25 protein-coding genes are annotated in these 23,921 nt (G+C 59.1%); 12 read left to right on the forward strand and 13 right to left on the reverse strand.

The features are described 5' to 3' along the window. Positions 1-82: 82 nt before the first annotated feature. From B0E50_RS02670 to B0E50_RS02685, 4 genes are all read right to left on the reverse strand, one after another. Entirely contained in the window at positions 83-568 is a 486-nt protein-coding gene (locus B0E50_RS02670; protein ID WP_077439557.1) for a JAB domain-containing protein, read from the reverse strand. A gap of 134 nt (positions 569-702) precedes the next feature. Beyond that, positions 703-903: a hypothetical protein gene (locus tag B0E50_RS18120; RefSeq protein ID WP_077439558.1), complete on the reverse strand. Its 201-nt coding sequence runs from the start codon at positions 901-903 to the stop codon at positions 703-705. 430 nt (positions 904-1,333) lie between these two features. Beyond that, positions 1,334-2,689, reverse strand: a complete 1,356-nt coding sequence (locus tag B0E50_RS02680) for a divalent metal cation transporter (RefSeq protein ID WP_254424007.1) — start codon at positions 2,687-2,689, stop codon at positions 1,334-1,336. A gap of 45 nt (positions 2,690-2,734) precedes the next feature. Continuing rightward, positions 2,735-3,325, reverse strand: coding sequence for a universal stress protein (locus tag B0E50_RS02685; RefSeq protein ID WP_254424008.1), 591 nt, complete (start codon positions 3,323-3,325; stop codon positions 2,735-2,737). A gap of 328 nt (positions 3,326-3,653) precedes the next feature. Here B0E50_RS02685 and B0E50_RS17830 point away from each other — a divergent pair, with 328 nt between their 5' ends. Genes B0E50_RS17830 through B0E50_RS02695 form a run of 3 tightly spaced genes read left to right on the forward strand, consistent with a single transcriptional unit; the run spans position 3,654 to position 5,209 of the window. Then, a complete protein-coding gene (locus tag B0E50_RS17830; RefSeq protein WP_139350346.1) occupies positions 3,654-3,839 on the forward strand; it encodes a hypothetical protein in 186 nt (61 codons plus the stop codon). Between the two features lie 32 nt (positions 3,840-3,871). Beyond that, on the forward strand, positions 3,872-4,309 hold the full coding sequence (locus tag B0E50_RS02690; RefSeq protein WP_077439560.1) for a universal stress protein: 438 nt from the start codon (positions 3,872-3,874) through the stop codon (positions 4,307-4,309). Positions 4,310-4,330: 21 nt separating this feature from the next. Next, positions 4,331-5,209, forward strand: coding sequence for a universal stress protein (locus tag B0E50_RS02695; protein ID WP_077439561.1), 879 nt, complete (start codon positions 4,331-4,333; stop codon positions 5,207-5,209). 233 nt (positions 5,210-5,442) lie between these two features. On the opposite strand, the gene B0E50_RS02700 is transcribed toward B0E50_RS02695, so the two are convergent. Both B0E50_RS02700 and B0E50_RS02705 read right to left on the reverse strand, forming a co-directional pair. Beyond that, positions 5,443-6,327 (reverse strand): universal stress protein, encoded by an 885-nt coding sequence (locus B0E50_RS02700; protein ID WP_077439562.1) that lies wholly within the window; start codon positions 6,325-6,327, stop codon positions 5,443-5,445. A 33-nt stretch (positions 6,328-6,360) separates the two neighbouring features. Next, on the reverse strand, positions 6,361-6,909 hold the full coding sequence (locus B0E50_RS02705) for a GNAT family N-acetyltransferase (protein ID WP_077439563.1): 549 nt from the start codon (positions 6,907-6,909) through the stop codon (positions 6,361-6,363). A gap of 223 nt (positions 6,910-7,132) precedes the next feature. On the opposite strand from B0E50_RS02705, the gene B0E50_RS02710 reads away from it, so the two are divergent. Then, a complete protein-coding gene (locus B0E50_RS02710; protein WP_077439564.1) occupies positions 7,133-7,936 on the forward strand; it encodes a universal stress protein in 804 nt (267 codons plus the stop codon). A 158-nt stretch (positions 7,937-8,094) separates the two neighbouring features. Here the strand turns inward: B0E50_RS02710 and B0E50_RS02715 are convergent, their stop codons facing one another. After that, a complete protein-coding gene (locus B0E50_RS02715) occupies positions 8,095-8,526 on the reverse strand; it encodes a CBS domain-containing protein (protein ID WP_168170400.1) in 432 nt (143 codons plus the stop codon). Between the two features lie 255 nt (positions 8,527-8,781). Here B0E50_RS02715 and B0E50_RS02720 point away from each other — a divergent pair, with 255 nt between their 5' ends. Next, the gene (locus tag B0E50_RS02720; protein WP_168170795.1) at positions 8,782-9,462 is read left to right on the forward strand and encodes a helix-turn-helix domain-containing protein; all 681 of its coding nucleotides are present in this window, start codon (positions 8,782-8,784) and stop codon (positions 9,460-9,462) included. A 6-nt stretch (positions 9,463-9,468) separates the two neighbouring features. Here B0E50_RS02720 and B0E50_RS02725 read toward each other — a convergent pair whose 3' ends face one another. Together B0E50_RS02725 and B0E50_RS02730 are read right to left on the reverse strand one after the other, a co-directional pair. Next, the gene (locus tag B0E50_RS02725; RefSeq protein ID WP_077439567.1) at positions 9,469-11,502 is read right to left on the reverse strand and encodes a PAS domain-containing hybrid sensor histidine kinase/response regulator; all 2,034 of its coding nucleotides are present in this window, start codon (positions 11,500-11,502) and stop codon (positions 9,469-9,471) included. Positions 11,503-11,511: 9 nt separating this feature from the next. Further along, positions 11,512-12,267 (reverse strand): response regulator transcription factor, encoded by a 756-nt coding sequence (locus tag B0E50_RS02730; protein WP_254424009.1) that lies wholly within the window; start codon positions 12,265-12,267, stop codon positions 11,512-11,514. Positions 12,268-12,435: 168 nt separating this feature from the next. Between B0E50_RS02730 and B0E50_RS02735 the strand changes: the two genes are divergently transcribed. From B0E50_RS02735 to B0E50_RS02760, 6 genes are all read left to right on the forward strand, one after another. Further along, positions 12,436-13,131 (forward strand): ABC transporter ATP-binding protein, encoded by a 696-nt coding sequence (locus B0E50_RS02735; protein ID WP_077439569.1) that lies wholly within the window; start codon positions 12,436-12,438, stop codon positions 13,129-13,131. Next, positions 13,128-14,213, forward strand: coding sequence for a biotin/lipoyl-binding protein (locus B0E50_RS02740; protein WP_077439570.1), 1,086 nt, complete (start codon positions 13,128-13,130; stop codon positions 14,211-14,213). Before B0E50_RS02735 ends, B0E50_RS02740 begins: the two co-directional genes overlap by 4 nt. After that, positions 14,191-15,696 (forward strand): efflux transporter outer membrane subunit, encoded by a 1,506-nt coding sequence (locus B0E50_RS02745; RefSeq protein WP_077439571.1) that lies wholly within the window; start codon positions 14,191-14,193, stop codon positions 15,694-15,696. The genes B0E50_RS02740 and B0E50_RS02745 overlap by 23 nt, the downstream gene beginning before the upstream one ends. Then, positions 15,693-16,835 carry an ABC transporter permease gene (locus B0E50_RS02750; RefSeq protein WP_077439572.1) on the forward strand — a complete coding sequence of 381 codons (1,143 nt, stop codon included), beginning with the start codon at positions 15,693-15,695 and terminating at the stop codon, positions 16,833-16,835. The genes B0E50_RS02745 and B0E50_RS02750 overlap by 4 nt, the downstream gene beginning before the upstream one ends. A 132-nt stretch (positions 16,836-16,967) precedes the next feature. Continuing rightward, on the forward strand, positions 16,968-17,714 hold the full coding sequence (gene phbB / locus B0E50_RS02755) for an acetoacetyl-CoA reductase (RefSeq protein WP_077439573.1): 747 nt from the start codon (positions 16,968-16,970) through the stop codon (positions 17,712-17,714). 87 nt (positions 17,715-17,801) lie between these two features. Further along, positions 17,802-18,134 carry a hypothetical protein gene (locus tag B0E50_RS02760; RefSeq protein WP_077439574.1) on the forward strand — a complete coding sequence of 111 codons (333 nt, stop codon included), beginning with the start codon at positions 17,802-17,804 and terminating at the stop codon, positions 18,132-18,134. Between the two features lie 75 nt (positions 18,135-18,209). Here B0E50_RS02760 and B0E50_RS02765 read toward each other — a convergent pair whose 3' ends face one another. The 4 genes from B0E50_RS02765 to B0E50_RS02780 all read right to left on the reverse strand — a co-directional run bounded on the left by B0E50_RS02765 (position 18,210) and on the right by B0E50_RS02780 (position 23,334). Continuing rightward, on the reverse strand, positions 18,210-19,409 hold the full coding sequence (locus tag B0E50_RS02765; protein WP_077439575.1) for an acetate/propionate family kinase: 1,200 nt from the start codon (positions 19,407-19,409) through the stop codon (positions 18,210-18,212). A gap of 3 nt (positions 19,410-19,412) precedes the next feature. Further along, a complete protein-coding gene (locus B0E50_RS02770; RefSeq protein ID WP_077439576.1) occupies positions 19,413-20,840 on the reverse strand; it encodes a bifunctional enoyl-CoA hydratase/phosphate acetyltransferase in 1,428 nt (475 codons plus the stop codon). Positions 20,841-20,939: 99 nt separating this feature from the next. Then, positions 20,940-21,767 (reverse strand): universal stress protein, encoded by an 828-nt coding sequence (locus B0E50_RS02775; protein ID WP_077439577.1) that lies wholly within the window; start codon positions 21,765-21,767, stop codon positions 20,940-20,942. A gap of 178 nt (positions 21,768-21,945) precedes the next feature. Beyond that, positions 21,946-23,334, reverse strand: coding sequence for a cytochrome C (locus B0E50_RS02780; protein WP_254427159.1), 1,389 nt, complete (start codon positions 23,332-23,334; stop codon positions 21,946-21,948). Positions 23,335-23,563: 229 nt separating this feature from the next. Here B0E50_RS02780 and B0E50_RS02785 point away from each other — a divergent pair, with 229 nt between their 5' ends. Next, complete coding sequence (locus B0E50_RS02785; RefSeq protein WP_077439578.1) at positions 23,564-23,896, forward strand: high-potential iron-sulfur protein; 333 nt, start codon at positions 23,564-23,566, stop codon at positions 23,894-23,896. Positions 23,897-23,921 lie beyond the last annotated feature (25 nt).

The following is a 23,921-nucleotide window of genomic DNA, read 5'->3' on the forward strand; positions in this document are numbered from 1 at the left end:
GCCGTCATGGCGTAGTCCAGCTCAGCATCGTGCTGGGAACCGTAGAACCCAGCAAAGGGTAGGGCAGCAGTGAGCATCTGCATCACATCAGCCCTCTGCCGGCCATGCTGACGCACTCGGCACCCACAACAATGTGGTCAAGAATCCGCACGCCAATTAGCCGCAAAGCATCCCGAAGCTCGTGGGTAATTGCACGGTCCGCCGCACTGGGCTCGGCAACGCCGCTGGGGTGGTTGTGCGCAAAAATGGCGGCGCTGGCATTGATGCTCAACGCGGCCCGCACGACTTCCCGGGGATAGATGTTGGCGCCATCGACGGTGCCGGTAAAGAGCTTCTGACAGTCGAGAATGCGATGGCGGTTGTCCAGCCACAGGACGTGAAACTCCTCGTGAAAAAGAGCACCCAAGCGCATGCGAAGAAAGTCGTTGGCATCGGTTGGATTGCCGATGCTGCCTTGACGTTCAAGCCTTCCTTTCAGGATGCCTTCGGCCGCGGCGAGAACGTCCTGCTCTGTCGTTTCGTCAGTGAGCTTGTAGCGAGTGTAGGTCAATGATCGAACAACTTTCATAAGGTGCTCCTTGTGATGTGCACAAACGCATAGAGCCCGGCCGTGAGGCCGGGCTCTATGCGAAGTCGTCAGGAAAGATGAAAAGAAATGGGGGCCCGAGCCCGGTTGGCTCGATGCGGCTGGCTTTTGGGGCGCTACGTCAAAACCGGATCAGTGCGATTGGCATCAAATACATGGCCGCAGGCCTGGCAACGAAAGTTGTCGGGTAGGGCTTGGTCAATCGGCGCACCGATTGCCGAACCTGCTACACAGCCCGCTGCGCCGCCGAGCAGGCCGCCGAGGATCGCGCTAGCAATGACACCCAGCGGATCATCGTTTTCCTTTGCGTCCGTCATCGCGCTGGAGGCACCTTGGATAGCACCAGCGATGCCGCCGATGGCGGCTGCCGTGGTTTGCGCGCGACGTCGAGGGACGACGAACGCGGTGTGGCACTGGGGGCATGGTGGCGTCATATGTGAGCCACTCCGTTCGGCAACGCCACGGCGTCACCGTTATGGTTGCTCTTAGCCAACAAAAAGCCGATCGAAAATACGATCGCGAATGCAAGAAGACATTCGAGTACTGGATAGTTGTACATCACGATTTCTCCCATGGAGTTGGTGCAAGACTGACGGCGTCAGCTCATACGCGAGAGCTCCTGCTGCTCTCTATGGGGTGATGTAGGGCTGAAATTATTTTCGATCGACCGAGCGCCCACGATTCACTGACTAACAGAGTTGTGTGCGAATGGAAGTTGGGCCAATCCGACCTCTGTTGAGTGATGATCTAACTGGCGATCAACATCCATATGGCTGCAACGCCCATAAAGACGGTAGAGATCCAGCCGATCCTGATGATGAGCCTTGGGGCGGTAAACGTGCCCATGACCGATTTCCTTGAAGCCAGCAGAATAACCACCACCATCAGTGGTACGGCAACGACGCCATTAATCACAGCGCTCCAGAACAGGGCCTTCATCGGCGGAATGGACGAGTACTGAATGACCAGGGCCGCAAGTACACTGACGGCGATCACGCCGTAGAACCCACGTGCATCCTTGGCCTTGCGTTCCAGGCCCCATTGCCAGCCCATCGCTTCGCAAAGAGCATAGCTGGCGGAGCCTGCGAGAACCGGCACGCCGATCAGGCCGACTCCGAGGATGCCGAGTGCAAACAGAAGATAGGCAAGATCGCCGGCGAGTGGTCGAAGCGCGCTTGCCGCTTGTGCGGCAGTCGTGATGTCGGTGATGCCTGCGACATGCAACGTGACCGCCGTGGCAAGAATGATGAAATAGGCAGCGATGTCCGAATAGAACATGCCATTCCAGGTATCCCACTTGATGCGGGTTAATTCTGACGCCGCGGCACCGGGATCTTGCGTCAACGGTCGCGCTTCGCCTTTCAGGCGCATGTCCTCGACTTCTTCGGACGCTTGCCAGAAGAAAAGATAGGGGCTGATGGTTGTGCCGAAAATGGCGACTGCCATGGTAGCGGTGTCCGTGTTCGGCACGAAATGCGGCCAAAGCGTGTGCCAGATGACTTCTTTCCATGGCACGTGGACGGTAAAGAGCACGGCAGCGTATGCAAGCAACGAAAGCGTCAACCATTTCAGATAAAACACATAGCGGTGGTACGGCACGATGATCTGTAGAGCGAGCATGCCGACAACAAAGCCGACCGTCATGACGTGCCGGTCGACCGTGGTGACCAGTTCTGCCGCCTCACCCATCGCGGCAATGTCCGCGGCGATATTGAGCGTGTTTGCGATCAGCAGCAGCACTACAACAGCTTTGAGCACATAAGGCGGAAACGTCGTTTTGATGTTCGCGGCCAGACCTTTGCCAGTCACGCGTCCGATCCGAGCGCACATGGATTGAATGGCCGCCATCATCGGGAATGCTAGTGGCATGGTCCACAACATGTTGAGACCAAACTGTGCGCCGGCCTGTGAATAAGTAGCGATGCCACTCGGATCGTCATCGGCGACACCGGTGATCAGTCCGGGGCCAACATGTGCCAACGGGTGCTGCTTCAGGCGATGCCACAAGGTTTTGTACAAGGACGTGCCGCCAGGATCGACAGCGGGGGTGCTTTCCGATGCGACGTCTTTCCGTATGACCGGCTTGAGCGGTGCTTGGTCCACGCGGGTGTTAGGATCCCATCGAAAAGGCATGCTCTTGCCCTTAGGTTACCGGCAAACCAGTACTGGGATCTTGCTTTGCAGCAGTACCTTTTGCGTTTCGCTACCCAGCATCAACCGATTCAAGCCATGCCAGCCATGGGTGGCCATGACGATGAGGTCGCAATGATGCTCGTTGACGGCGTCCAGAATAGCTTGATGGGGGCGCTCGCCAAAGGCGTAGTGGCACTCGCAGGGCACTTGTGCAGCCTTGGCCAGTGCTTTGGCCTCGTCCAGGTAGCGTGAAGCGGTTTGAACTGCTTGCTGGCTAAAACTCAGCTCTGTAGCAGCAAGAAGTTCAGTCATGTAGGCGAAGGAGTTGAATGGTGGCACGACGTGCAGCGCTAGCACTTTGGCGTCAAATGTCTTCGCCAGTTCGAGGCCCATACTGAAGGCTCGCAGCGAGAGATCCGATCCGTCGATCGGAAGCAGCAAGTGCCGGAATAGCGACTTCGGTTGCGCTTCGGTGGATTCCCGGTGCATGGCGGTTGCGGCGAACATGGGTAGAGCCTCCAGAGTCTTAGGGATGCCGCGCCTACGCTCAGGCACGTCGAGTTTCATGATGCCCGGTGCAATTGCCGCGATATTGATCGTGGTCAAGTCGTTGAGTAATCCCGTGCCGCGTCGAAAAAGAGGAAATGGTGATGATCAGTTGATCAACATCAAGATGAGCCGTGCCTGCTTGCCTAAGCTGTCAGCGAGTTGATTGAAAAAGGAGCACCGCTTTGAACTTGCTGAAGCATCGGGTACTCGCAAAACGTACCGTCGTAAAGATTGAGCGTTTTTGTGGGCAGCTTCGTGCAGGTACGAGCGATTTCTTTTGTCTGAAAAGCGATGGACACGCGCTCAAACGGATGCCGGTAAGAAACGATGACGTGTCATGTGACAGTTCGCATGCCGTTGCACCAATATCCAAGCGAGGTGTGCGATGAAAAGCCAATCAACTGCGCCAGCGTTTTCGATGCTCTCGACCGGTCTTTTGCTTATTGCTGTAGCCAGCGCCCTGATCAGCGTAGTTAGAGGCAACGAATTCACCTGGACAGCGACGGACTGGATCGGCGGCATCTGTTCGGTGGCACTGGTGCTCAGCCTGATCAACGACGCACGCAAGTAATCCAACGGTCCACCCAGCCTCGGAGGTGCGCGATGTTCAAGAATATCCTCCTGCCCATCGACGGATCGGATCAGTCGCTACGGGCTGCCCGCCTTGGCATCGCAATGGCCAAACAGATCGCCGCGCGCGTCCATGCCTTTCACGTATTGGCGCCACTGGCGGCCGTTTCCTATTTTTCCGATCTGATTCGGCACGCTTCAGATGACTATCACGAGGAAGCGATCGGTCGCGCGCAGCAGCAGCTTGAGGCGATCCACGTACTGGCCAGGGAGGCCGATGTGCCGTTTAAAGGCAACTACGCATTCGACGAACGCCCCTATAGCGCCATCATTGGTGCGGCCCGAAAGTACGATTGCGATCTGATCGTGATGGGGACGCATGGTCGCACGGGATGGGACCATCTGGTACTCGGTAGCGAAACCAACAAGGTGCTGAGCTGCGCCGAAATTCCGTTGCTTGTTTGTCGCTGATGTCAGAAAAGGAGAGACGTTATGGCTGAACTGCTAGAGATGCCCATTTCCGATCATGATAAATCGCACGTGCGAGGCGCGATGACGATCCCAAATATCGTGGCTTTTCTGACGGCGAGTACTCCCTGGAGCTCAGCGGCGGTGATGGGCGCTTCGTTGGCTTCACGCTATGGGTCCGTGCTGACAGGCTGCTACGTCGACCCCATGTTGCGCGATTTCAGTGTGTTGGATGTCGAGTCGACGATGCACGCACTGGGATGCGACGATGTTCTTTTCAGTACACCGACTGCAGCCGACTTCACGCTTTTTGCTAACCAGAACGGCGTCGCCAAGACGAACTGGGCTGCCGTGCAAGCCGATGTTGGAAGCGCCATCACGCAGCTCGCCGCCTGGCACGATCTGGCGGTTGTTGAAAGCGACATGATGGAAGCGAACGAGTTGCTGACCTTTCTGACCCATCTTTTATGGGCCTGCCGATTGCCTTGTGTCCTCCTGCCAAAGCTATGCACAGTCTCGTCGTCCTTCGAACGCATTGTCATCGGCTGGAACGGAAGCCCTCAAGCTACCCGCGCCATTCACGCAGCGATGCCATTTCTGCTGGATGCCAAAGAGGTCTGGATCCTGGATGGGACAGACGAGGATGGCGATCACAATGCTGACCTACCCAAGTTCGATCCCTATCGGTTTCTCGCGCAACATGGTGTAACGGCGCATCAGCGTCGAATTGATGGTGACGTGGCGATCGTCGGTGGCGCTTTGATATGGGAGGCGCAACAGCTTCGTGCCGATTTGTTTGTGCTTGGCGCATTCAGCCATTCACGTCTTCGTGAACGGGTAGCGGGCGGTGTGTTCAGGTGCATGCTCGAGAACGCGAAGATACCGATGTTGCTGCAGCACTGAGCGCTTACCGACATCAACGCTTCCTCCCTCCCGCATGGCCATGGCCGCCAATAAATGCCCGAGATGGCGATCCATTCGCGAGGGTGTGAACCGGGTTTCTTGATGCTTTTGTAGGCCGTGACGCTAGTGCAAAGAATCGGCGTAATCGACATTGTGTCGATTACGCCGGGAAGGCGTGCCACGTAGGCGGCCGTGTCGACTGCATATTTGGCGAAGGCACCATTCTGCTTGAATCAGTGTTGCATAAAGACGGGAATGTCGGCGTTCGCCATGACATACCGGGTTGCGCCGCCGAGCACGCGTTCACGGATACGTGAATGCCCATAAGCCCCCATCACCAGAAGGTCTGCACGCACTTCGTGCGCCTTTTGCAGAAGGCACTTGCCGGCTTCAATGGACGGCACGTTGATGTAATGTGGCTTTGCGGCAATGCCGTGATGCATCAGGTAGACGATGGGATCCGGTTCCGTCACGCCGACCTGGTCGGCGTAAGGCGTACGCACTTCACCGTTGACCAGGATCACCTGTTTGGCGAGCTGAAGCAACGGCAACGCGCTATGCAGAGCGCGGGTGCCTTCGACGGTGCCGTTCCAGCCAATCACGATGCGATCAAAGCTAACAGTATCGTCCCAGTGTGGAGGCAACACGAGGCAAGGTGCACGGCTGCTCAACATGCCTTCACCGAGAATATCGAACACGCCTGTCTCACCGACCATGTCGCGTTCGATGATAGCCAGGTCATGCCATGCACCGAGCTTGCGCAGCGTAGGCGCAATCGCCGTATGCGTCACGACCCATGAGGTATGTTGCGCGCCGAGCTCCTTGGCGAAGGCATGAAAGGCGGCGGACTCGTCGGGATAGTTGTACTCGCCATCGGTCAACAAGCTTATCACTGTGGGATCGGATTCATAAGCGCGCTGTTCGCGCAGGCTGGGAGGTACATAGCAGCCGGTGACATTCGCATTCCACCGTGCCGCGAGATCAATGGCGCTCAGGAGTGCCGCACTCCACGGACCGGTGGATGTGACAAGGGCGAGGATGTCGTGGAATTGCGACGCGGGGTGCTTTGCCGCGTTCGACTTGGCATAGGAAGTTTCATGAGATTTGTTGGCGAGCATGGCGATGTCTCCAGCAGGGGAATGCACGGGCTTTCACAGGGTCAGCGAGTACACCGCCGATCGCGGGTCGTCCGGATGCGATTCGCGCTTGAATCCGAGATACTTGGCGAGTTCACGCATCTGTTCGTTGTTGACGTCGTCGATCGAAAACATCCGGGTCAGCTTTTGCTTGCGCGCGACGTCGATAAGATGGCGCATCAGAACGACCGCCAAGCCGCGATTGCGCCAGTCGTCGGCCACCGTGATGGCGCATTCGCATTGCTGGCCGTCGCCGGTGGTCGAATAACGGCTTATGCCGACTTCGCGCAGATGACCGTTGTCGTGCGCCATCGCTATGAAAGCCATGTCGTGGACGTAGTCCACATGCATCAAATGGTCGAGCAGGGCCTTGTCGGGCTCCTTGAAGTCACCCAGGAAGCGGAAGCGTCGTGCCTCGGGTGAAAGCCGCTGAATGAACTCTTCTTCCATGGCGCGATCCTTCGACTGTAGTGGCCGCACCAGCACTCGCGTTCCGTCACGCAGGGGTTCGATCCAGTGATCACCTTCAAGAGCGGCCTGGGGTTGTTTTGTAGTGGAAGACATGGCGAAGACCTCGCGACTTGGTAGGAAGCCCTTTGCTAGGGGCCACACTTATCTTTTAGCGGGCTGGCGCTTGTAAGCACTTGACGACGGTCAAGTGAAACAGGAATCGCACCTATGGATCCCGCTTATCGGTGTCGCGTCGACAACGGTTGACCCAGATCAAGACGCATTACCAGCGCCTGGATGAATGTTGGTATGTCGATCCTGCTTAAGGTGAGCCGTTATGTTCGAGATCCTCGTCAACACTGAAGAGATGAGCAACGACAATCCCGTAGTGCGAACGGGCTTGGCACTGGCAAGCCGCCATAATGCCTATGCGACGGGGCTCAATATCGTCGAGGTCTTTCCGTCTTCCATGTACATGCCCGATGTTATGGCTGTGCTGGATGCGGAGGAGGTTGAAGCCAAGCAATGCGATGCCTGGTGGATGAACCTATGCCGCGAACACGGTGTTCAAGGTGGCTGGGAGGTGATCCGCGGTGTGTACGTACCGATACTGGCGCGGCGTTCGTGCATGGCGGATATCACGGTTAGCCGCTTGCCGAATCGTGAGGCCGGCTACCCCTCGGGCATGGACTATGTGACGCGTGTGTTGCTTTCAGCCGCCTCACCGATGTTGCTCGTTCCGCCCAAGTGGGAGGGAAACTTCCGTCAGGAAAGAATCGTGGTGGCCTGGAACAGCACGCAGGAATCCATGCGCGCATTGCGCGCCGCCGTGCCATTCCTTCGTGAGGCCGAAATGGTGTGCTTGATCGATGGTTCGAGCGACGAGTTGCCTGGTTTCGCGCCGCCGCCGCTCCCGGTGCGTGATTGGCTCACGAGGCAAGGCATCAAGTTGCATTCGACTCAGCCGTTTCCGTCGACGGCCAAGGCCGGTGAAGCGCTGCTCAATGAGGCGTATGCCATGCATGCGGACCTGCTGGTGATGGGCGCCTGGGGTCACTCGCGGATGACTGAGCTGATTCTCGGTGGCACGACGCGCCATATACTCGAACACGCCCAATTGCCGGTGCTCATGGCGCATTGATTGCGTTCGCAATTCGAGCGAAAGCCGCGCGCAGCAAGGGAGTATCCACGTAACGCGCAACCTTCGCCGGAACCGTGTGGTGCCTTGGCATCGGTGCTGAGCATGGCGCATGGCGCGTTATGCAGGCGAATACTCTCCAACGCGTGGTGAGAAACGACTTAGTCGAGTTCACGTTCGTCCGTGAGTGCGCGCGAGGCGCGCTGCATCAGTTCGGCCAGCGCAGCCATCACATCATCCAGGCACACGATGCCAATCAACTGGCCTTCGTCGTCCACAATCGGCACGCGCCGGACGTGGCTGCCCAGCATCATGCCGACGAGCTCATCGATTGTCGCGTCTGCGTGACACGTCACCAGCGGCAGCGATTGAATGTCGTGCAAGTTTTTTTCATCGCCTAGGTCTTTGGCCAGAAAACGGATGGCCAGATCACGGTCGGTCACGATACCGCTGGGAAGTACACCTGCCAGGGTGTTCTTCATCGTCACCACGCAACCCACATCGTGCTGGCGCATGGTGCGGGCGGCTTCGTTGATGGTGGACGATTCGTTCAATTGGATGACGCGGGAAGTCCCGATATCGGCGGCGCGCATGGCGGTCTCCAAGCTGAAATACGCCATCAATCCTAGGCCGGCCCGATAGGGGTGGCTTGACGCGCATCAAGCGTCGATCGAGTCGGAGTGCTGTTACACACCGTTACAAACCGTTGCCGAGTCGAACTAATGCCGTTACGGGCAGCACCTAGAGTCACCCCCGTAGTCGAGATGAACTGCAGCTCGGGGGTACGTGTCATGACATTGCTAGCAACAGACGTTCGCACCACACCGGTAGGCAAGCCTTACGCGTCCATGGCTTTGGCAGCCACCTGCAACGATCTGGGGATCGACATCGAAGCGATTCGCAAACACGTTCCGGTCCGCCGCTGCAAACATGCCGCCGGACAGGGCATTTATCACGCCGGCCAGCCGTTCCAGGCGATCTATCTGGTACATGCCGGTTCCTACAAGACCTGCGAACTGGCTGAGGATGGGCGTGAACAGGTGACCGGATTCCGCATGCGCGGCGACCTCATCGGTGTGGAGTCGATTGGCTTGAACACCTATTCCAGCGATGCGATCGCCTTGGAAGACAGCGAAGCCTGGGAACTGCCATATCCGGCGGTGTTGCGGGCCTGTCTGCACATGCCGGAGCTGCAATCACGCCTGACTTCAGCATTGGCGGCGGAAATTCGTTGCGACCGTTCATGGATGCTGATGCTGGGCACGCTGGCCGCCGAACGCCGCGTTGCCGCCTTTCTGCTCGACGTGGCTGCACGCTATGCACGCCTGGGCTATAGCGCGAAGCATTTCATCTTGCGCATGAGCCGTATCGACATGGCCAGTTTCCTGGCCCTGAAGCATGAAACCGTAAGCCGGGCACTGTCGCGCCTACACGATCAAAGCTACATCGACGTGCAGCGCCGCGAAGTACGGGTGTTGGATGTCGATGGGCTGCGCTCGATGGCCGGGATAAGCACCGCGCTGAACTGAGCGATATCAGGTACTGACGTCCCGATCCAGCACACGACGCATGGCCGCACCAAGCTGTTCGCGGCGATAGGGTTTGCGTAGAAGTTCGAAGGCGCCGGAAGCAGAGGTATCGATATCCATTGCGGCGTATTCGTACCCGGAAGTGAAAAGCACGGGAAGATGTGGATACCGCTCCCGTGCCAGCGCTGCAAGTTCGAAACCCGTCATGTCTCCGCCCAGCACGATATCCGTAAAGAGCAGATCGATTTCCGGATGTTCCGCCAATCGCTCAAGTGCGGTGGTGGCGTCGTTGGCCTCGAAAGTCGGGTGGCCCAGCGTGCGCAGAAAAGCGATAGCCACGCGCCGTACTTCCGATTCGTCTTCCACCACCAGTACTGTTTCGTGGCCCTGGCGCGACGTCATGACCAATGGTTCTTCGGTATGGGCTGAGACAGCAACAGGCAGATAAAGCTCAACGCGCGTGCCGAAACCTAGCTGGCTCTCGATATTGAGGTGTCCACCTGACTGTTTTACGAAGCCGTATACCATGCTGAGGCCGAGTCCGCTGCCTTTGCCGGCTTCTTTGGTCGTGAAAAAAGGCTCCAGCACATGCGCCAGGATTTCCGGCGGCATACCCACACCGTTATCCGATACCGCAAAGACTACATACGAGCCAGGCTGTAGCTTGGCATCTTCCTCGACACTGACGACGTTATGAGAGCGTGCCGTGATGCCGAGGCGTCCACCGCGCGGCATCGCATCGCGCGCGTTGAGTGCCAGATTGATCAATGCCGCTTCCAGTTCTCCCGAATCCGCGTATACCGCAGGCGTAGTTTTGGCGCACTCGGCGGTCACCACGATACGTTCGCCCAACGTACGGCCCAGCATGTCGCTCAGATCGGCCAGCAATTGCACTGTTTGGACGGCATGCGGCAACAGATGCTGGCGGCGTGAGAAGGTAAGCAGTTTGCGGGTGAGTGCCGCACCGCGCTCGACGGCGCGTGAAGCGCTTTCGACGGTTTCCCGCGTTGCCTGATCGTCCGGCATGTCGGCCTCCAGCAGCTGCAGGTTGCCGGAAATCACCGTCAGCAGATTGTTGAAATCATGCGCAATGCCGCCAGTGAGCTGACCGAGCGCATCGAGGCGCTGCGCATGTGCCAGCTGTTCTTCACTGCGTTCACGCTGAATGGATGCGGCCAGAATGTTCGCGACTGATTGTAGAAAATTCAGTCGATCCCGGTCGAAATAGCCCTTCTGGTGAGCCAGCGCCAACAGCAGCCCCAAGGGTCCATGCCTATCGGGCAAAAACACGAGAGCGGCGTCTTGGTAATCGCCGCTCAAGGAAGGGCATATGCGGCGAAGGCTTTCGATGACGGCGCCTTGCGCGGGTGGTTGATCATCGACATCCGGCGTCGCGCTACGTGTCATGGCATGCAGCGCGGGATCGCCCGACAAGCTCTCCAGCACGGCTTGAGGCAGACCCATCGAGGCGGGGACTTGCAAGCGGACATGGCGCGGGTCGGTCAGCAGAATCGCCATTGCGGGAATATCGAGGGTAGTTGCCACTAACTCGGGCATTTCGCCGATGGCTTGTTTGTGATGCGTGGCCTCAAGCAGACGCCGACCCATCTGGGCCATGGCAGCGTCAAAGCGGGCGCGTTCCAGGGCCTGGCGTGCACGCTGCGTTTCGGAGATATCGCGGATCGATGCCGCATACAGCGTTCCCATCGATGCAGCGACCGGGCTCAAGCCGATTTCCACGGGAAAGGATTGGCCGTCAGCGCGTACGCCGGTCAGCTCGTAGCCGGCGCCCATCGGACGCTCGCGCGGGTTGGACATGTAATGGGTGCGATGTGCGATGTGCGCTTGCCGCAGCGCCGCCGGCAGCAGCGCTTCCACCTTCAAACCGGCAAGCGTACCTGCTCCATAGCCGAACAGGCGCTCCGCATGCGCATTGGTCAGCACGATGACACCCTGCCGATCGACCACGATCATCGCGTCCGGTGCCATCTCGAATAATGAACGGAACAGGTTCGCGTCCGGAGCTTGCTTGCTGAACATGGCGCTGCCTTATACCCGCTGGACCGTCGACGAAAACAGATAGCCCGTGCCACGGATCGACTTGATCCGTTGAGGACGGGCGGGATCGGGCTCAATCTTGCGGCGCAGGCGGCCGATCTGCACGTCGATCGAACGATCAAACGGTCCCGCATCACGGCCATGGATATGCGTCATCAACTGGTCGCGGGTAAGGACCTGATTGGCGTGTTCCACGAAAACCCCGAGCAACGTGAATTCGCCGCTGGTCAGCAGAATCGGTTCGCCTTGCGGTCCGGACAAGGTGTGCGATCGCGGATCGAGCACATAGCCATCGAACGACAGACGCCAGGGATGGCCTGCTTTGACGTCTGATGCCTTGGCTGGCGGTGCAGTGCGACGTAGGACGCTGCGCACGCGTGCCAGCAACTCGCGCAGATCAAACGGTTTGGTGACGTAGTCGTCCGCGCCTAGTTCCAGGCCCACGACGCGATCCACCGACTCGCCGCGTCCGGTCACGATAATCACCGGGCCATGCCAATGCTCACGCAGATGGCGGGTGAGGGTGAAGCCATCTTCGCCAGGCAACCCCAGATCGAGCATGACGATATCCACGGCTTCGCTGTCCAGAACGCGGCGCATCTGGGCACCGTCACCGGCCGTGCTGACACGAAAGCCATGGCTGCCGAAGTAGCGGCTGAGGATCTGGGCAATCTCGGTATCGTCATCAACGACCAGCAGATGTGTCGGCGCCATCGCAGACGACGCAGGACTAAGCGACATGGCCATCTGAAACTCCGATCCCCCGTGGTGCCTGATTCAACGGAACACTCCGACCAGAGCATACGCTAGCGCCGGTTGGCTTGCAGTAGCTGCCTGATGCACGCGGCAACTTGAATGCGAATTCAATTGACTTCGCTCAAATGGGCCAGGGCCGCGGCTGCCTAAAGTTACGCCATGGAAAACGCGGCCATTCAAGCTACCGGTCTGACCAAGTCGTTCGGCGAAGGGGCTGCCGCGACGCTGGCCGTGCGCGGGGCGACCTTTGAAGCGCATTACGGCGAGATGCTTTTCATCGTTGGTCCGTCAGGCAGCGGTAAGACGACTTTGCTCAGCATGATCTCGGGCATCCTGCGCCCCAGCTCAGGTACCGTGAAAGTCAAGGGTGCCAACCTGTGGCAGCTCAGCGCCAACGATCTTGCTGAATTCCGGCTACGAACGATCGGCTTCGTATTTCAGGACTTCCATCTGTTTCCCAAGCTCACCACGGCTGAAAACGTGGCGATTCCGCTGGTGCTGCGCAGGGAAGACTGGAATGCGTCGCTGAGTAAGGGTGAGCGGATGCTGGCCATTGTCGGCCTGAAGGATCGTGGGCAATTGCCGCCGGTCAAGCTGAGTGGCGGTGAGCAGCAGCGTGTCGCCATCGCTCGTGCGCTGGTTGGTGATCCGGAATTGCTGATACTCGATGAGCCAACCGCGTCGCTTGATGGCGATACCGGCCGCATGATCGTGCAGTTCGTGCGTGAGCACGTACTCAATCCCACCCGTTGTGTCCTGATTGTCACCCATGACGCGCGGATTCTCGAATTCGCGGACCGTGTCGTGCACATGGAAGACGGATGCATCACGGCTGGGACGGAGAAAGCCTTATGAGAAACCGGATCATTTTCCTGGTGGCCGCCCTGGGTGCGTTGATAGCGATCGCCAGCGCCTACTTCTACGGCCGGGAGCAGGCGGCTCAACCACCCGTGTTCAGTCCGGCCACCAACTCCTACGCGAATGGCATCTACGCCAACGGCATCGTGGAAAGCTCTCAGGGCAGCGGCGAGAACATCAATATCTACCCGGATGTGTCCGGGCGCATCACGCAGATCCAAGTGCACGAAGGCGATCACGTCGCCGCTGGACAGCCCTTGCTGGTGATCGACAACTCGGTGCAGCTGGCTCTGGCCGAGCAACAGAAGCGTCAGGGCGACGCAGCGCTTGCCACTCTGCAGGAACTGCAAGCGCAGCCGCGCAGGGAAACGCTGGCGGTCGCCACCGCGCAGGTTGCGCAGGCCGAGGCCAGTCAGAAAACAGCCAGCGATACCTTCGAGAAGCAGCGTCTTTCCTATGCGATCGACCCGCGCTCAGTCAGCAAGGACACCCTCGACAACGATAAAGATGCACTGGAAGTTGCCAAGGCCAATCTCGGCTTTGCACGCCGCCAATACGAACTGACCAAGGCCGGCGCGTGGAGCTACGACATCCGCAACCAGCAGATGCAATACAACGCCCTGGAACAGGCCTACCAAGCCTCCGATGCGCTGCTGCAGAAATACACGATACGCGCGCAGGCCGACGGCATCGTGCTGGCCATGAATACGGCACTGGGCAGCTATGTATCGGCGCAAGGCGCGTACGACGCCTATACCCAGGGTTACGACCCGATCATCGTGATGGGCGGACCGCAAGGTTATCTGTCCGTGCGCTGCTTCATCGACGAAATTTTGGTCGACCGCCTGCCGTCGCTGGCGCATATAAAGGCGGAGATGTCGGTACGCGGTAGCAACCTGAAAATTCCGCTCGAATTCGTGCGCATGCAGCCGTATGTGACACCCAAGATCGAGCTTTCCGACCAGCGCCTGGAGCGCGTGGACCTGCGCGTGCTGCCGATCATCTTCCGCTTCAAGAAACCCGCCGATGCGGCCATCTATCCGGGGCAACTGGTCGATGTCTACGTGGCTAAAAAATAGTATCGCCGCGGCGGTTACCGTGCTGCTGTTGGGCGCCTGCACTGTCGGGCCGGATTTCACGAAGCCGTCCGCGCCCGCTGTCGCGCGTTACTTGCCGAGCGGCGACCTACCGGGGGACGTGACGGCGATCGGGCAGACCCAGCATTTCGATCTGTCGCAGTCACCTGACGCGGATTGGTGGCACCTGTTTGGCTCATCCGAGCTCGATCAATGGGTCAGTACGGCTATCGCCGGCAATCCGAGCCTGCAGTCGGCTCAGGCCAGTCTGCGCGAAAGCCAGGACAACCTGCGCGCAGGGCAAGGCATTTTCTTCCCCCAATTGGGTGTGGGTGCCGATGCTACGCGTGAGCGAACATCTCCTTCCATGCTCGGCCAGCATGGCATCGGCGGTATCTTCAATCTCTTCACCCTCAGCGCTACCGTCAGCTATGCGCTGGATCTGTTCGGCAGCGAGCGCAGGACGGTAGAGGGCCTGCACGCCGCAGTAGACATGCATCGATACACCATGGAAGGCACCTATCTGACCTTGACCGGCAATGTGGTGAATACTGCGATCGCACGCCAGGCCTATGCCGACGAAATCGACGTGATGCATGGGTTGGTATCGTTGCAGACGCAGCAACTCGGGCTGGTCGATACACGCATACAGTCCGGTGCCGAGGTTTACAGCGACTTGCTCACCTTGCGCAGCGCACGTGCATCGAACCTGGCGCAACTGGCATCGCTGGAACTGAAGCGCGATCAGGCTGATCACTTGCTGCACGCTTTATTGGGGCAAAGCGCCGGCGAGTCGCAGCTTCCCGCCATTCGCTTCGAAGCGCTGCATCTGCCCGCCAGCTTACCGGTCAGCCTGCCTTCCGATCTGGTGCATCAGCGACCGGACATTCTTGCCGCCGAAGCCCAGTTGCATGAGGCCAGCGCCGAAATCGGCGTTGCTACGGCCGCGATGTTTCCGAGCATCACGCTGGGCGGTGATGACGGATCAGCCGCCAATACTACCGGCGCGCTCGGCAAGAGCCAGGGCCGTTACTGGAGCGCAGGGGCAGATATCAGCATGCCGGTTTTCCAGGGTGGCACGCGCTGGTACAACCGCAAGGCGGCGATCGACGCCTACCAGAAATCGCTGCAGGACTATCGCGGCACCGTGCTCACCGCGTTCGAGCAGGTCGCCGACGTGCTCAAGGCGTTGCAGCACGATGCGGAAGCGATGCAGGCCAATGACGAGGCCGCCCGCGATGCTGCGCAGGCATTGAGCCTGATCCAGGCCAACTATACGGCTGGCCTGGTGAACTATGTGGATGTGCTGATCGCCGATGAACAGTACCGGCAGAGCAAGATGGCTTATGTGCAGGCGCTGGCCCAGCGCTATCAGGATGCCGTCGCACTTTATGTGGCGCTCGGCGGCGGCTGGTGGAAGGCGCCGCATACCGAGGCGATGCCTGCATCGACACATGCCGCGCAGGCGAGCAGGGTGCAGCCATGAAATACGCGGGTATCTTCAAGCTCGCCTATAAATTGCTGGTCAACGACCGCGGCAAGTTCTCGGCCTTGCTGCTGGGCATCACCTTCGCGGTGTTCCTGATGGTGATGATGACCTCACTGTTCGCCGGCATCCTTTCGCGTTCGGCGTCCACGGTTACCAATGTGGGCGCTTCGATATGGGTCATGGATCCTGCCGTGCAGACGGTTGCCAGCAGCATCCCGATGCCCGATTACCTGCTCGATGCAGTGCGCAGCATCGACGGTGTGCACTATGCCGTGCCGCTGTACTCCGGCGGCGCCCTTGTCAAATTGCGCAACGGCACTTATCAGGCGGTGACGGTGATGGGCCTGGACGACACCAGCCTGGTTGGCCGCCCCAGGCTGGAGCAGGGCAATGTCGAGGACATCTACGCCGACAACGGGTTTTTCGTGGTCGACGATGCCGAGTACGGCAAGTTGGGCAGTCCGGGGCTGGGACAGGAATTCGAGCTCAATGACAATCGCGGCGTGGTGGTCGGCATCGCCAAGGTGAATTCCTTCGGCCTGTTCGGCATACCGACGCTCTACACCACCTACAGCCGCGCCATCGAATACATCCCCAGTACGCGTTTCACGATTTCCTACATCCTGGTCGAGCCGAAGAGCCCTGGCGATATTCCGGAAATCAAGAAGGAGGTCGCGCAGTTGGGCTATCTGGCATTGACCAAGGACGAGTTCGACCAGCGTATTGCGGACTTCTACAAATACCAGACCGGCATCGGCACCAATATCATGCTGATGACGATCATCAGTTTCATCGTCGGCCTGTCGATCTCGGCGCAGACCTTCTACACCTTCGTGCTGGAAAACCTGGACAAGTTCGGTGCGTTGAAGGCCATCGGCGCCAAAGGCTACGAACTGACCTACATGATCCTGTTCCAGGTGACCTTCACCAGCCTTACCGGTTATGGCCTGGGTATCGGACTGTGCACGTTGTTGATTGCTGTAGCCAAGGCTCGGCTGCCTGACTATGCGGCGCTGGTCACCATGGCCAACCTCGGGCTTGCGTTGGGCATGGTGGTGCTGATTGCTGCGGTCTCGAGCTACATCAGCATCCGCAAGGTGCTCAAGGTCGAGCCGTTCGATATCTTCCGTGGTTAGAACATCGACGCATTGCTTGACCTTGGTCAAGAAGAGCACTGCATCCCAATGGCATCGTCCACTCAATACGACGGAGTGCGATGTGACGATTTTTCAAGATGTTCAACAACGCGGCCGCTGGGGAGGCAGGTCATGACCACTAAGCATGTGGCCTTGGTGACTGGTGGCATGGGGGGCATTGGCGAAGCGATCGCCAAAGTCTTGCACGATGCCGGTGATACCGTGCTGGTGACGCATTCACCCTGCAATGATCGTGTCGGTGCGTGGCTGGACCATCAGGCTTCGTCGGGATACCAGTACAAGGCCTATCCGGTAGATGTCGCCGAATTTGCTTCATGCCAGCGCATGGCCGAGGCAATTGCGAAGGATGGCCACAAGGTAGACATCCTGATCAACAACGCCGGCATCACCCGCGATGGGCGGTTTTTGAAGATGAGCAAGGACGATTGGGAAGCCGTCATGCATACCAATCTCGATTCCATGTTCAACGTCACCAAGCAGTTCTGCGGCGGCATGGTGGAGCAGGGCTGGGGGCGCATCGTCAATATCGGTTCGATCAATGGCACCAGGGGGCAGTTTGGTCAATGCAATTACGCAGCGACCAAGGCTGGCATTCATGGCTTTTCCGAGTCACTGGCGCTGGAAGTCGCGCGCCACGGTGTCACTGTGAACACGGTATCGCCTGGCTATACCGCGACGCGTATGGTGTCGGCGGTGCCCAAGGAGGTGCTGGAGTCGAAGATCATTCCGCTGATTCCGGTGGGGCGACTGGGGCAGCCGGAGGAAATCGCGGCATTGGTGGGCTTTATCTGCAGTGATTCGGCGGCGTTCATGACAGGAAGCAATGTCGCGATGAACGGCGGTCAGCACATGTACTGAAAGCTGTGTTGCCGTCCGCATGTCGGCAAAGCCCATCGAACCGAAATAACCCATGGACGATATGCATCTATTACGAGGAAGCAAGTCATGAGCGCCATGCCCTTTGCACCGTTCGCCTTCCAACCACCCGAACTACTGGCCCTGATCGGTAGTCAGATCGGCCCCTTCGCGTCGCCCGTGCTTACCTGGACAGATCCCGTCGCCAATGCCACCAGCCTCATGACGCAATGGGTGATGCCTGCAGCCAACCCTTACGCGGAGTGCCTCAACGCATGGGCGACACTCACTTTGGCGATGTTTGGCATGGGCAACATGGTGTATTCCAGGCGTGAGGAACAGGGAGGATCGACAAGTCCCGTCACGCTGTCGCCATCGCGTTCCTTGGAACAGGGCAAGGCTGCATGCGCCAAGGCACGTTAGTTTGGCGAAAATAAAACGGGGAAACGGATATCAACCCAGCGAATGTCGGTGGTCAGCAGCCACCTCGATGACACTTCAAACAGGTGACCGCGCGTTTTGCAGTACATGCGCAGTGTGAGAAGCGATCATCGCTTCCTCATCGGTGGGGACGATGAACACCGGCACACGGCTGTTCGAAGTGCTGATCTGTGCTGCATGGCGACTGTTGGCCTCTGCATCACACTCGATCCCCAGCCAGCCGAGCCTGGCACAGACTGCGGCGCGTATCGGCGCCGCGTGCTCGCCGATGCCGGCGCTGAAGACCAGGGCATCGATGCCGCCGAGGGTGGATATCAGCGCACCAGTTTCCCGTGCGATGCGGAAGACGAAAAGATCAATGGCTTCACGCGCGCAGGCATCGTCACTGGTCAGAAGCATGCGCATGTCACTGCTGATGCCAGACACGCCCAACAGCCCGCTGTCGTGATAGAGCATGTGTTCGACATCGGTCGCCGAGAGGCCGTGGGCCTGTTGCAGATAGAGCACTGCACCGGGATCCAGGTTGCCGCAGCGCGTGCCCATCACTAGTCCATCGAGCGTGGTGAATCCCATCGTAGTGTCGACGCTTTGACCGTTGTGCATAGCACACAGGCTGGCCCCATTGCCCAGATGCGCCGCGATCACCCGACCGGCCGCCAATCCTGGAGCCTGCTCACGCAAACGGCCAGCGATATATTCGTAGGAGAGCCCATGGAATCCATAGCGCCGCACGCCTTCTGCCGCGTACCTGCGCGGCAACGCCAGTCGTGCGGCGTCCGCCGACAGGCCATGGTGAAACGCGGTATCGAAGCACCCCACCTGCGGAAGCTCGGGGCGCAATTGCGCAATCGCGCGGACCGCCGCGAGGTTGTGCGGTTGATGCAAGGGGGCGAGTGGCGTCAGCTTCGTCAGGTCGGCGACTACCTGCGCATCCAGATAGACCGGCCGGTTATAGGTACTGCCGCCGTGGACAATACGATGCCCGACCGCGCATAGCGCCTCCTGCCCCAGATGCGTGGTAATCCACGCAAGCAGCGGCGTGAGCAGCGCCTCGTGCTCCAGCGTGGCGCTCGATGTCCAGCGGTACTCGCTCAACACGGTGCCATCCGTGGCCCGGGCGATGAAATGTGGCGCGACGCCAATGCTTTCGATCTGGCCGTGCGATACCTGTTGCAGTGCCACGCCGGCGTCGAGCTTATACAGCGCGAACTTGATGCTGGAGGACCCCGCGTTGAGCGTGAGGATAGCCTTGGGCATCGCTCAGTGCTCGGCTGCTGCAGGCGTCCCGGCACGCGCACGGGCGACGAGTACCGCCACCGCGCAGGAGGCGATGCGTGCACGCGGCGTATCGGCGCGGCTGGTGAGGATGATCGGCACACGGGCACCCATCACTACACCGGCGGCGTCGGCACCGGCCAGAAAGGTCAATTGCTTGGCCAGCATGTTGCCCGATTCCAGGTCGGGCACGACCAAGATATCAGCGTTACCGGCCACGGGCGAAACAATGCCCTTCTGGCGTGCCGCATCACTGTCGACCGCGTTGTCGAAGGCCAGCGGGCCATCGACGATACCGCCTTCGATCTGCCCGCGCTCGGCCATCTTGCAGAGCGCGGCTGCATCGACCGTCGAGGGGATCGCGGGATTGACGGTTTCCACCGCCGAAAGGACGGCCACACGCGGCGTTGCAATACCCAAGATCTGGGCTAGGTCGATGGCGTTCTGGATGATGTCGCGCTTGTCGGCCAGCGACGGTGCGATGTTGATCGCGGCGTCGGTGATCAGCAGCAGACGCGCGTAATCGGGGACATCCATCAAGTAGATATGACTGAGCCGGCGCGCCGTACGCAATCCGGTATCGGCGGCGACCACCGCGTGCATCAGTTCATCGGTATGCAGGGCGCCTTTCATCAGCAATCCAGCCTCACCATTGCGTACCAGGGCCACCGCTTGCATCGCGGCGGCATGACTGTGCGGCGCATCGATCAGTCGATAGCTGCCGATCTCCAGACCGCCACGCTCGGCGGCCGCGTGGATTTTCGCCGCGGGGCCGACCAGGATCGGCACGATAAGCCCCGCCTTTGCCGCCTCGATCGCTGCGATGAGTGATACGTCATCGCAGGGATGGGCAATGGCGGTTGGCACGGGAGTGCCACCGGCGGCACGTGCGATCAGCGCATGGAAACGCTCATGGTCGATGACGCGTACTTCTGGCAACGTGTCGTATGCAAAGCAAATCTTCTCGGTAGGTGCGAGTACGACGGCCGTGCCGAGGATCACGTCCTGATCATGCTGGTTGCTGCAGCGGCAGTCGAACGTGATGCGATGCTTTGCCGGATCCTTTTCCCTGGCGACGACGCTGACGGTGATCGTGTCACCCAGGCTGACAGGTGCACGGAAGTGCAGATCCTGCGAAAGGTAGATCGTGCCCGGCCCAGGAAGCTGGGTGCCGAGTACGGTGGAGACCAGCGCGCCACCCCACATGCCGTGGGCGATCACATGGTGAAACATATCCGTGCGCGCGTAGGCAGGGTCCATCTCGGCCGGGTTCACGTCGCCCGACATTGCCGCGAACAATTCGATGTCACGCTGGGTAAGCGTGCGCTTCAGACTGGCGCTGTCGCCGATGGCAATCTCGTCGAAAGTGCGGTTCTCGATCAGCGGCCGCACCAGGGAAGTCGAAGCGTTCATCAGTAGGTGACCTCAACCCCTGAGCAAGTTAATTCTGAGAGGCCATCGAGGCTACACTATTGATCGGCATCAAGTTGGCCTCTTGATGTGCTAGATCCATCAATGCCGCATGAACACAGGAATGTCGGCGTGATTGAGCACGTGGCGGGTGGCACCGCCGAAGATCCATTCGCTGAAACGGGTGCGGCCATAGGCACCCATAACAAGCATGTTGGCTCCAACCGCTTTCGCGGAAGCGAGCAGTGCTGCACCAGCGTCTTCGTCATTGGCCATCAGAGGCTTCTCCTCGGCGCGAATGCCATGACGCTGCAGATAGTCGGACAGCTCGAACTCCGGCTTCCAGCCAATCTCGCTTATGGCATCCCGCGATGCCCCACGTAATACCACCACCCGCTTGGCGCGTGCCAGGAACGGTTGCGCTGCATGAATGGAACGGATCGCTTCGGGCGACCCGTTCCAGGCCAGAGCAATGCAGTCAAGCGATAACGACGGGGCCTTCGTCGATGGGGCAATGAGGCAGGGCAGCCTGCTTTTCAGTATGACCTGGCCAAGCAGTGGGGTGCTTTCCAGCGGCCACTCAGTTGTGCGGTCGATCACGAGCAAGTCGTGCCAATTACCGATGTTTTCCAAGACGTGCGGTACATCTCCTTCGGCCACTTGCCAGGCTGCTTTTTGCACGCCGAGCTTTGCCGCCCAATTGATGAACGACGTCCGCGCTGCGCACGCGCTCTGCTCCAATCGACGGGTGTTTTCGATGGTGTACGTCAGAAAGTCGGCCGCCACATAGGTAGGCGCTATCGGCAATGGCGCGGGGTAGATATAGATGCCTGTCAGTGCAGCGTCGAAGGAGGCGGCAAGACGTGCCGCGTACTCCAGGCCCGGCGACCATGATTCGAAACTATTGGCATAGGCCAGAATGTCTCTCATGTCTGCTCTCCTCGCTGGGTGTAAATAGCCTGATGAGCGGGCAACGCCTCACGCTTGATGTCGATCCATCGGAAAACGTGTCCGCTCCGACTCGGCCAGAATCAAGGCGTCTGGTTCACGATGAGGCATTTCCGGCCTGTGTTCGCCTGTTGCACGGCGCTCCATGGTGGTCAATCACTCAGAATGCCAGCCACGTAAATAGATAGAGCGTGTTGTTGTCAGTCGCCCTTCGGCCTGCGCCATCCACGTTGTAAACAAGCCCGCTGAAGCGCGTGTAGAAGGTGTACTGGAGGCCGAAGCGGACATTGACGAAAGGCTCGGCCCAGGAGCTGGCTTGGCCATACGGGTTCCAGTTCAACTCGACAACGCCACCGTTGGTATTGGGGCTGCCGTTGTTGCCGTACAGCGTGACGTCACGACTGCCATCGTTGGTGAACGCACCGAGCGTTGCACCCCAGGTGTTCTTGTACCAGTAGCTGCCGTTGATATTGATGGCATGCATGGTGTTGTCCAGATTGGACGACCCTCCCGCCGCATAGGTGGCATCCAGTCGCTGGTGCTCCCCCAGGTAGAGCGCATTGACCGTGAAGAGGTGATTGCCGCCGTTCAAGAACTGGTAGCTTGCATCAATACCAAGGTCACGAAACTTGTCTGTCGGACCGGAGATCGCTACGGCGTCACCAACAGCATTGGTACCAGGCAAGCCACGCCGCGCGTCCAAGGCAAAGCTACCCAGTTCGAGATTTCCTTTGGGAAGGTTCCAGGTGTAGGCAACACGTGCATAAGGCGTAATGCCGGCCAGGCGCCCATTGAAATCGCCATTGACGGTGCGCAGGAAGGACGGTGACAGCGAGCGATAGGCGCCCGCTTCGACATACAACGCACTATCGATCTGCGCATACCCGTTTATGCCCACCACTTGCTGTGCAAGGCCGCCCATCAAGATCGGCGCCGCAGGTGCACCGGGCGCCAAGTCCGGTGCCGTATAGGGAAACTGCCAGGCAGGCGCGGTGTTGAACACATCCGTAAGGCTCGGATTGTTGTTGAGCGACACGCCCCAGATTGTGGTGTGACTACCCGTGGTCAACGTGCGTGCATAACGCACGTCGGAGTTGTCCCATCCGAGCAGGCCGCCGTTCTGCGAATAGGTTGCCTGCGCGAGCGCACCGAGGTGGTCGGTGAGCGGACCTGCGAAAAAGAGCGATGCCTGTTGAAGCTCGGTGTTGTCATTCGTGCCAAAGCCGCTTGCAGGGGGTGCAGTCTGAGCCTTTTGCGTATGTGTGAACGACTCGATCAGCATCGTCGACAGGGGCACCTTGGCGTCATTGCCCACTTTCAGGGTGTAGCCGAGCAACTTGAACTGGCGCCCAAACGGGGTCAGCTGCGGTCCGAAGCCTCCCACATGGCAGGCCACACAGGGCTGATGCGTCTGCCTGGCAAAAGCAGGCACGGCACGGACGCGTGTCGAAAAGAAAATCAGCACCACAAGCACACAAAGACCAAACGCCAGCATGATGCGGCCGGTTCGGCCAAATGAATCACGAAGGGATGTGCTATCGACGGCCATGTTCTTCCCCGATGCGGTTACATTTCAGTGCAATACGGTGTGTCCGGAGCGCCGAGCACGGTGTGGAAGCAGTCGCATGAAAGTCTGCCGCGACCAAAGGCGAGACGTTTGATCTAGATCAATCAAGTACGGGCGCAACGCAAATATCGTGGCCATCAAGCCCATCGCAAATGTGCGCCAGCCCCGTGCACGCGAGCCCCGATCAACCGAGTACTGATGGAGAACACCCATGACATATCGTGAGAGAAATCTGGAGTCCCGCCGTCAATTTCTGAAGATGACGGTGGTCATGTCCGCAACGGCCGCCCTGACGAGCATCACAGGGCTTGTGCGCGCTTCCGACTTGCTGCACGTAACCGATTCCGACCCTACCGCTAAGGCGCTTGGTTATGTCGAGGATGCAAGTACAACCAAGAACACCCTGTATAAGGCCGGGAGCACTTGCGCCAACTGCCAGTTCTACTCAGGTGCAGCAGACGGCTATGGCCCCTGCCAGTTGTTCCCGGGCAAGGCCGTCAATGCGAAAGGCTGGTGCAGTTCGTATACACAGAAGAAAGCTTGATACGAACCGCATGTGATGTGCACAT

Source organism: Rhodanobacter sp. C01 (assembly GCF_002001045.1).
Classification (GTDB): domain Bacteria; phylum Pseudomonadota; class Gammaproteobacteria; order Xanthomonadales; family Rhodanobacteraceae; genus Rhodanobacter.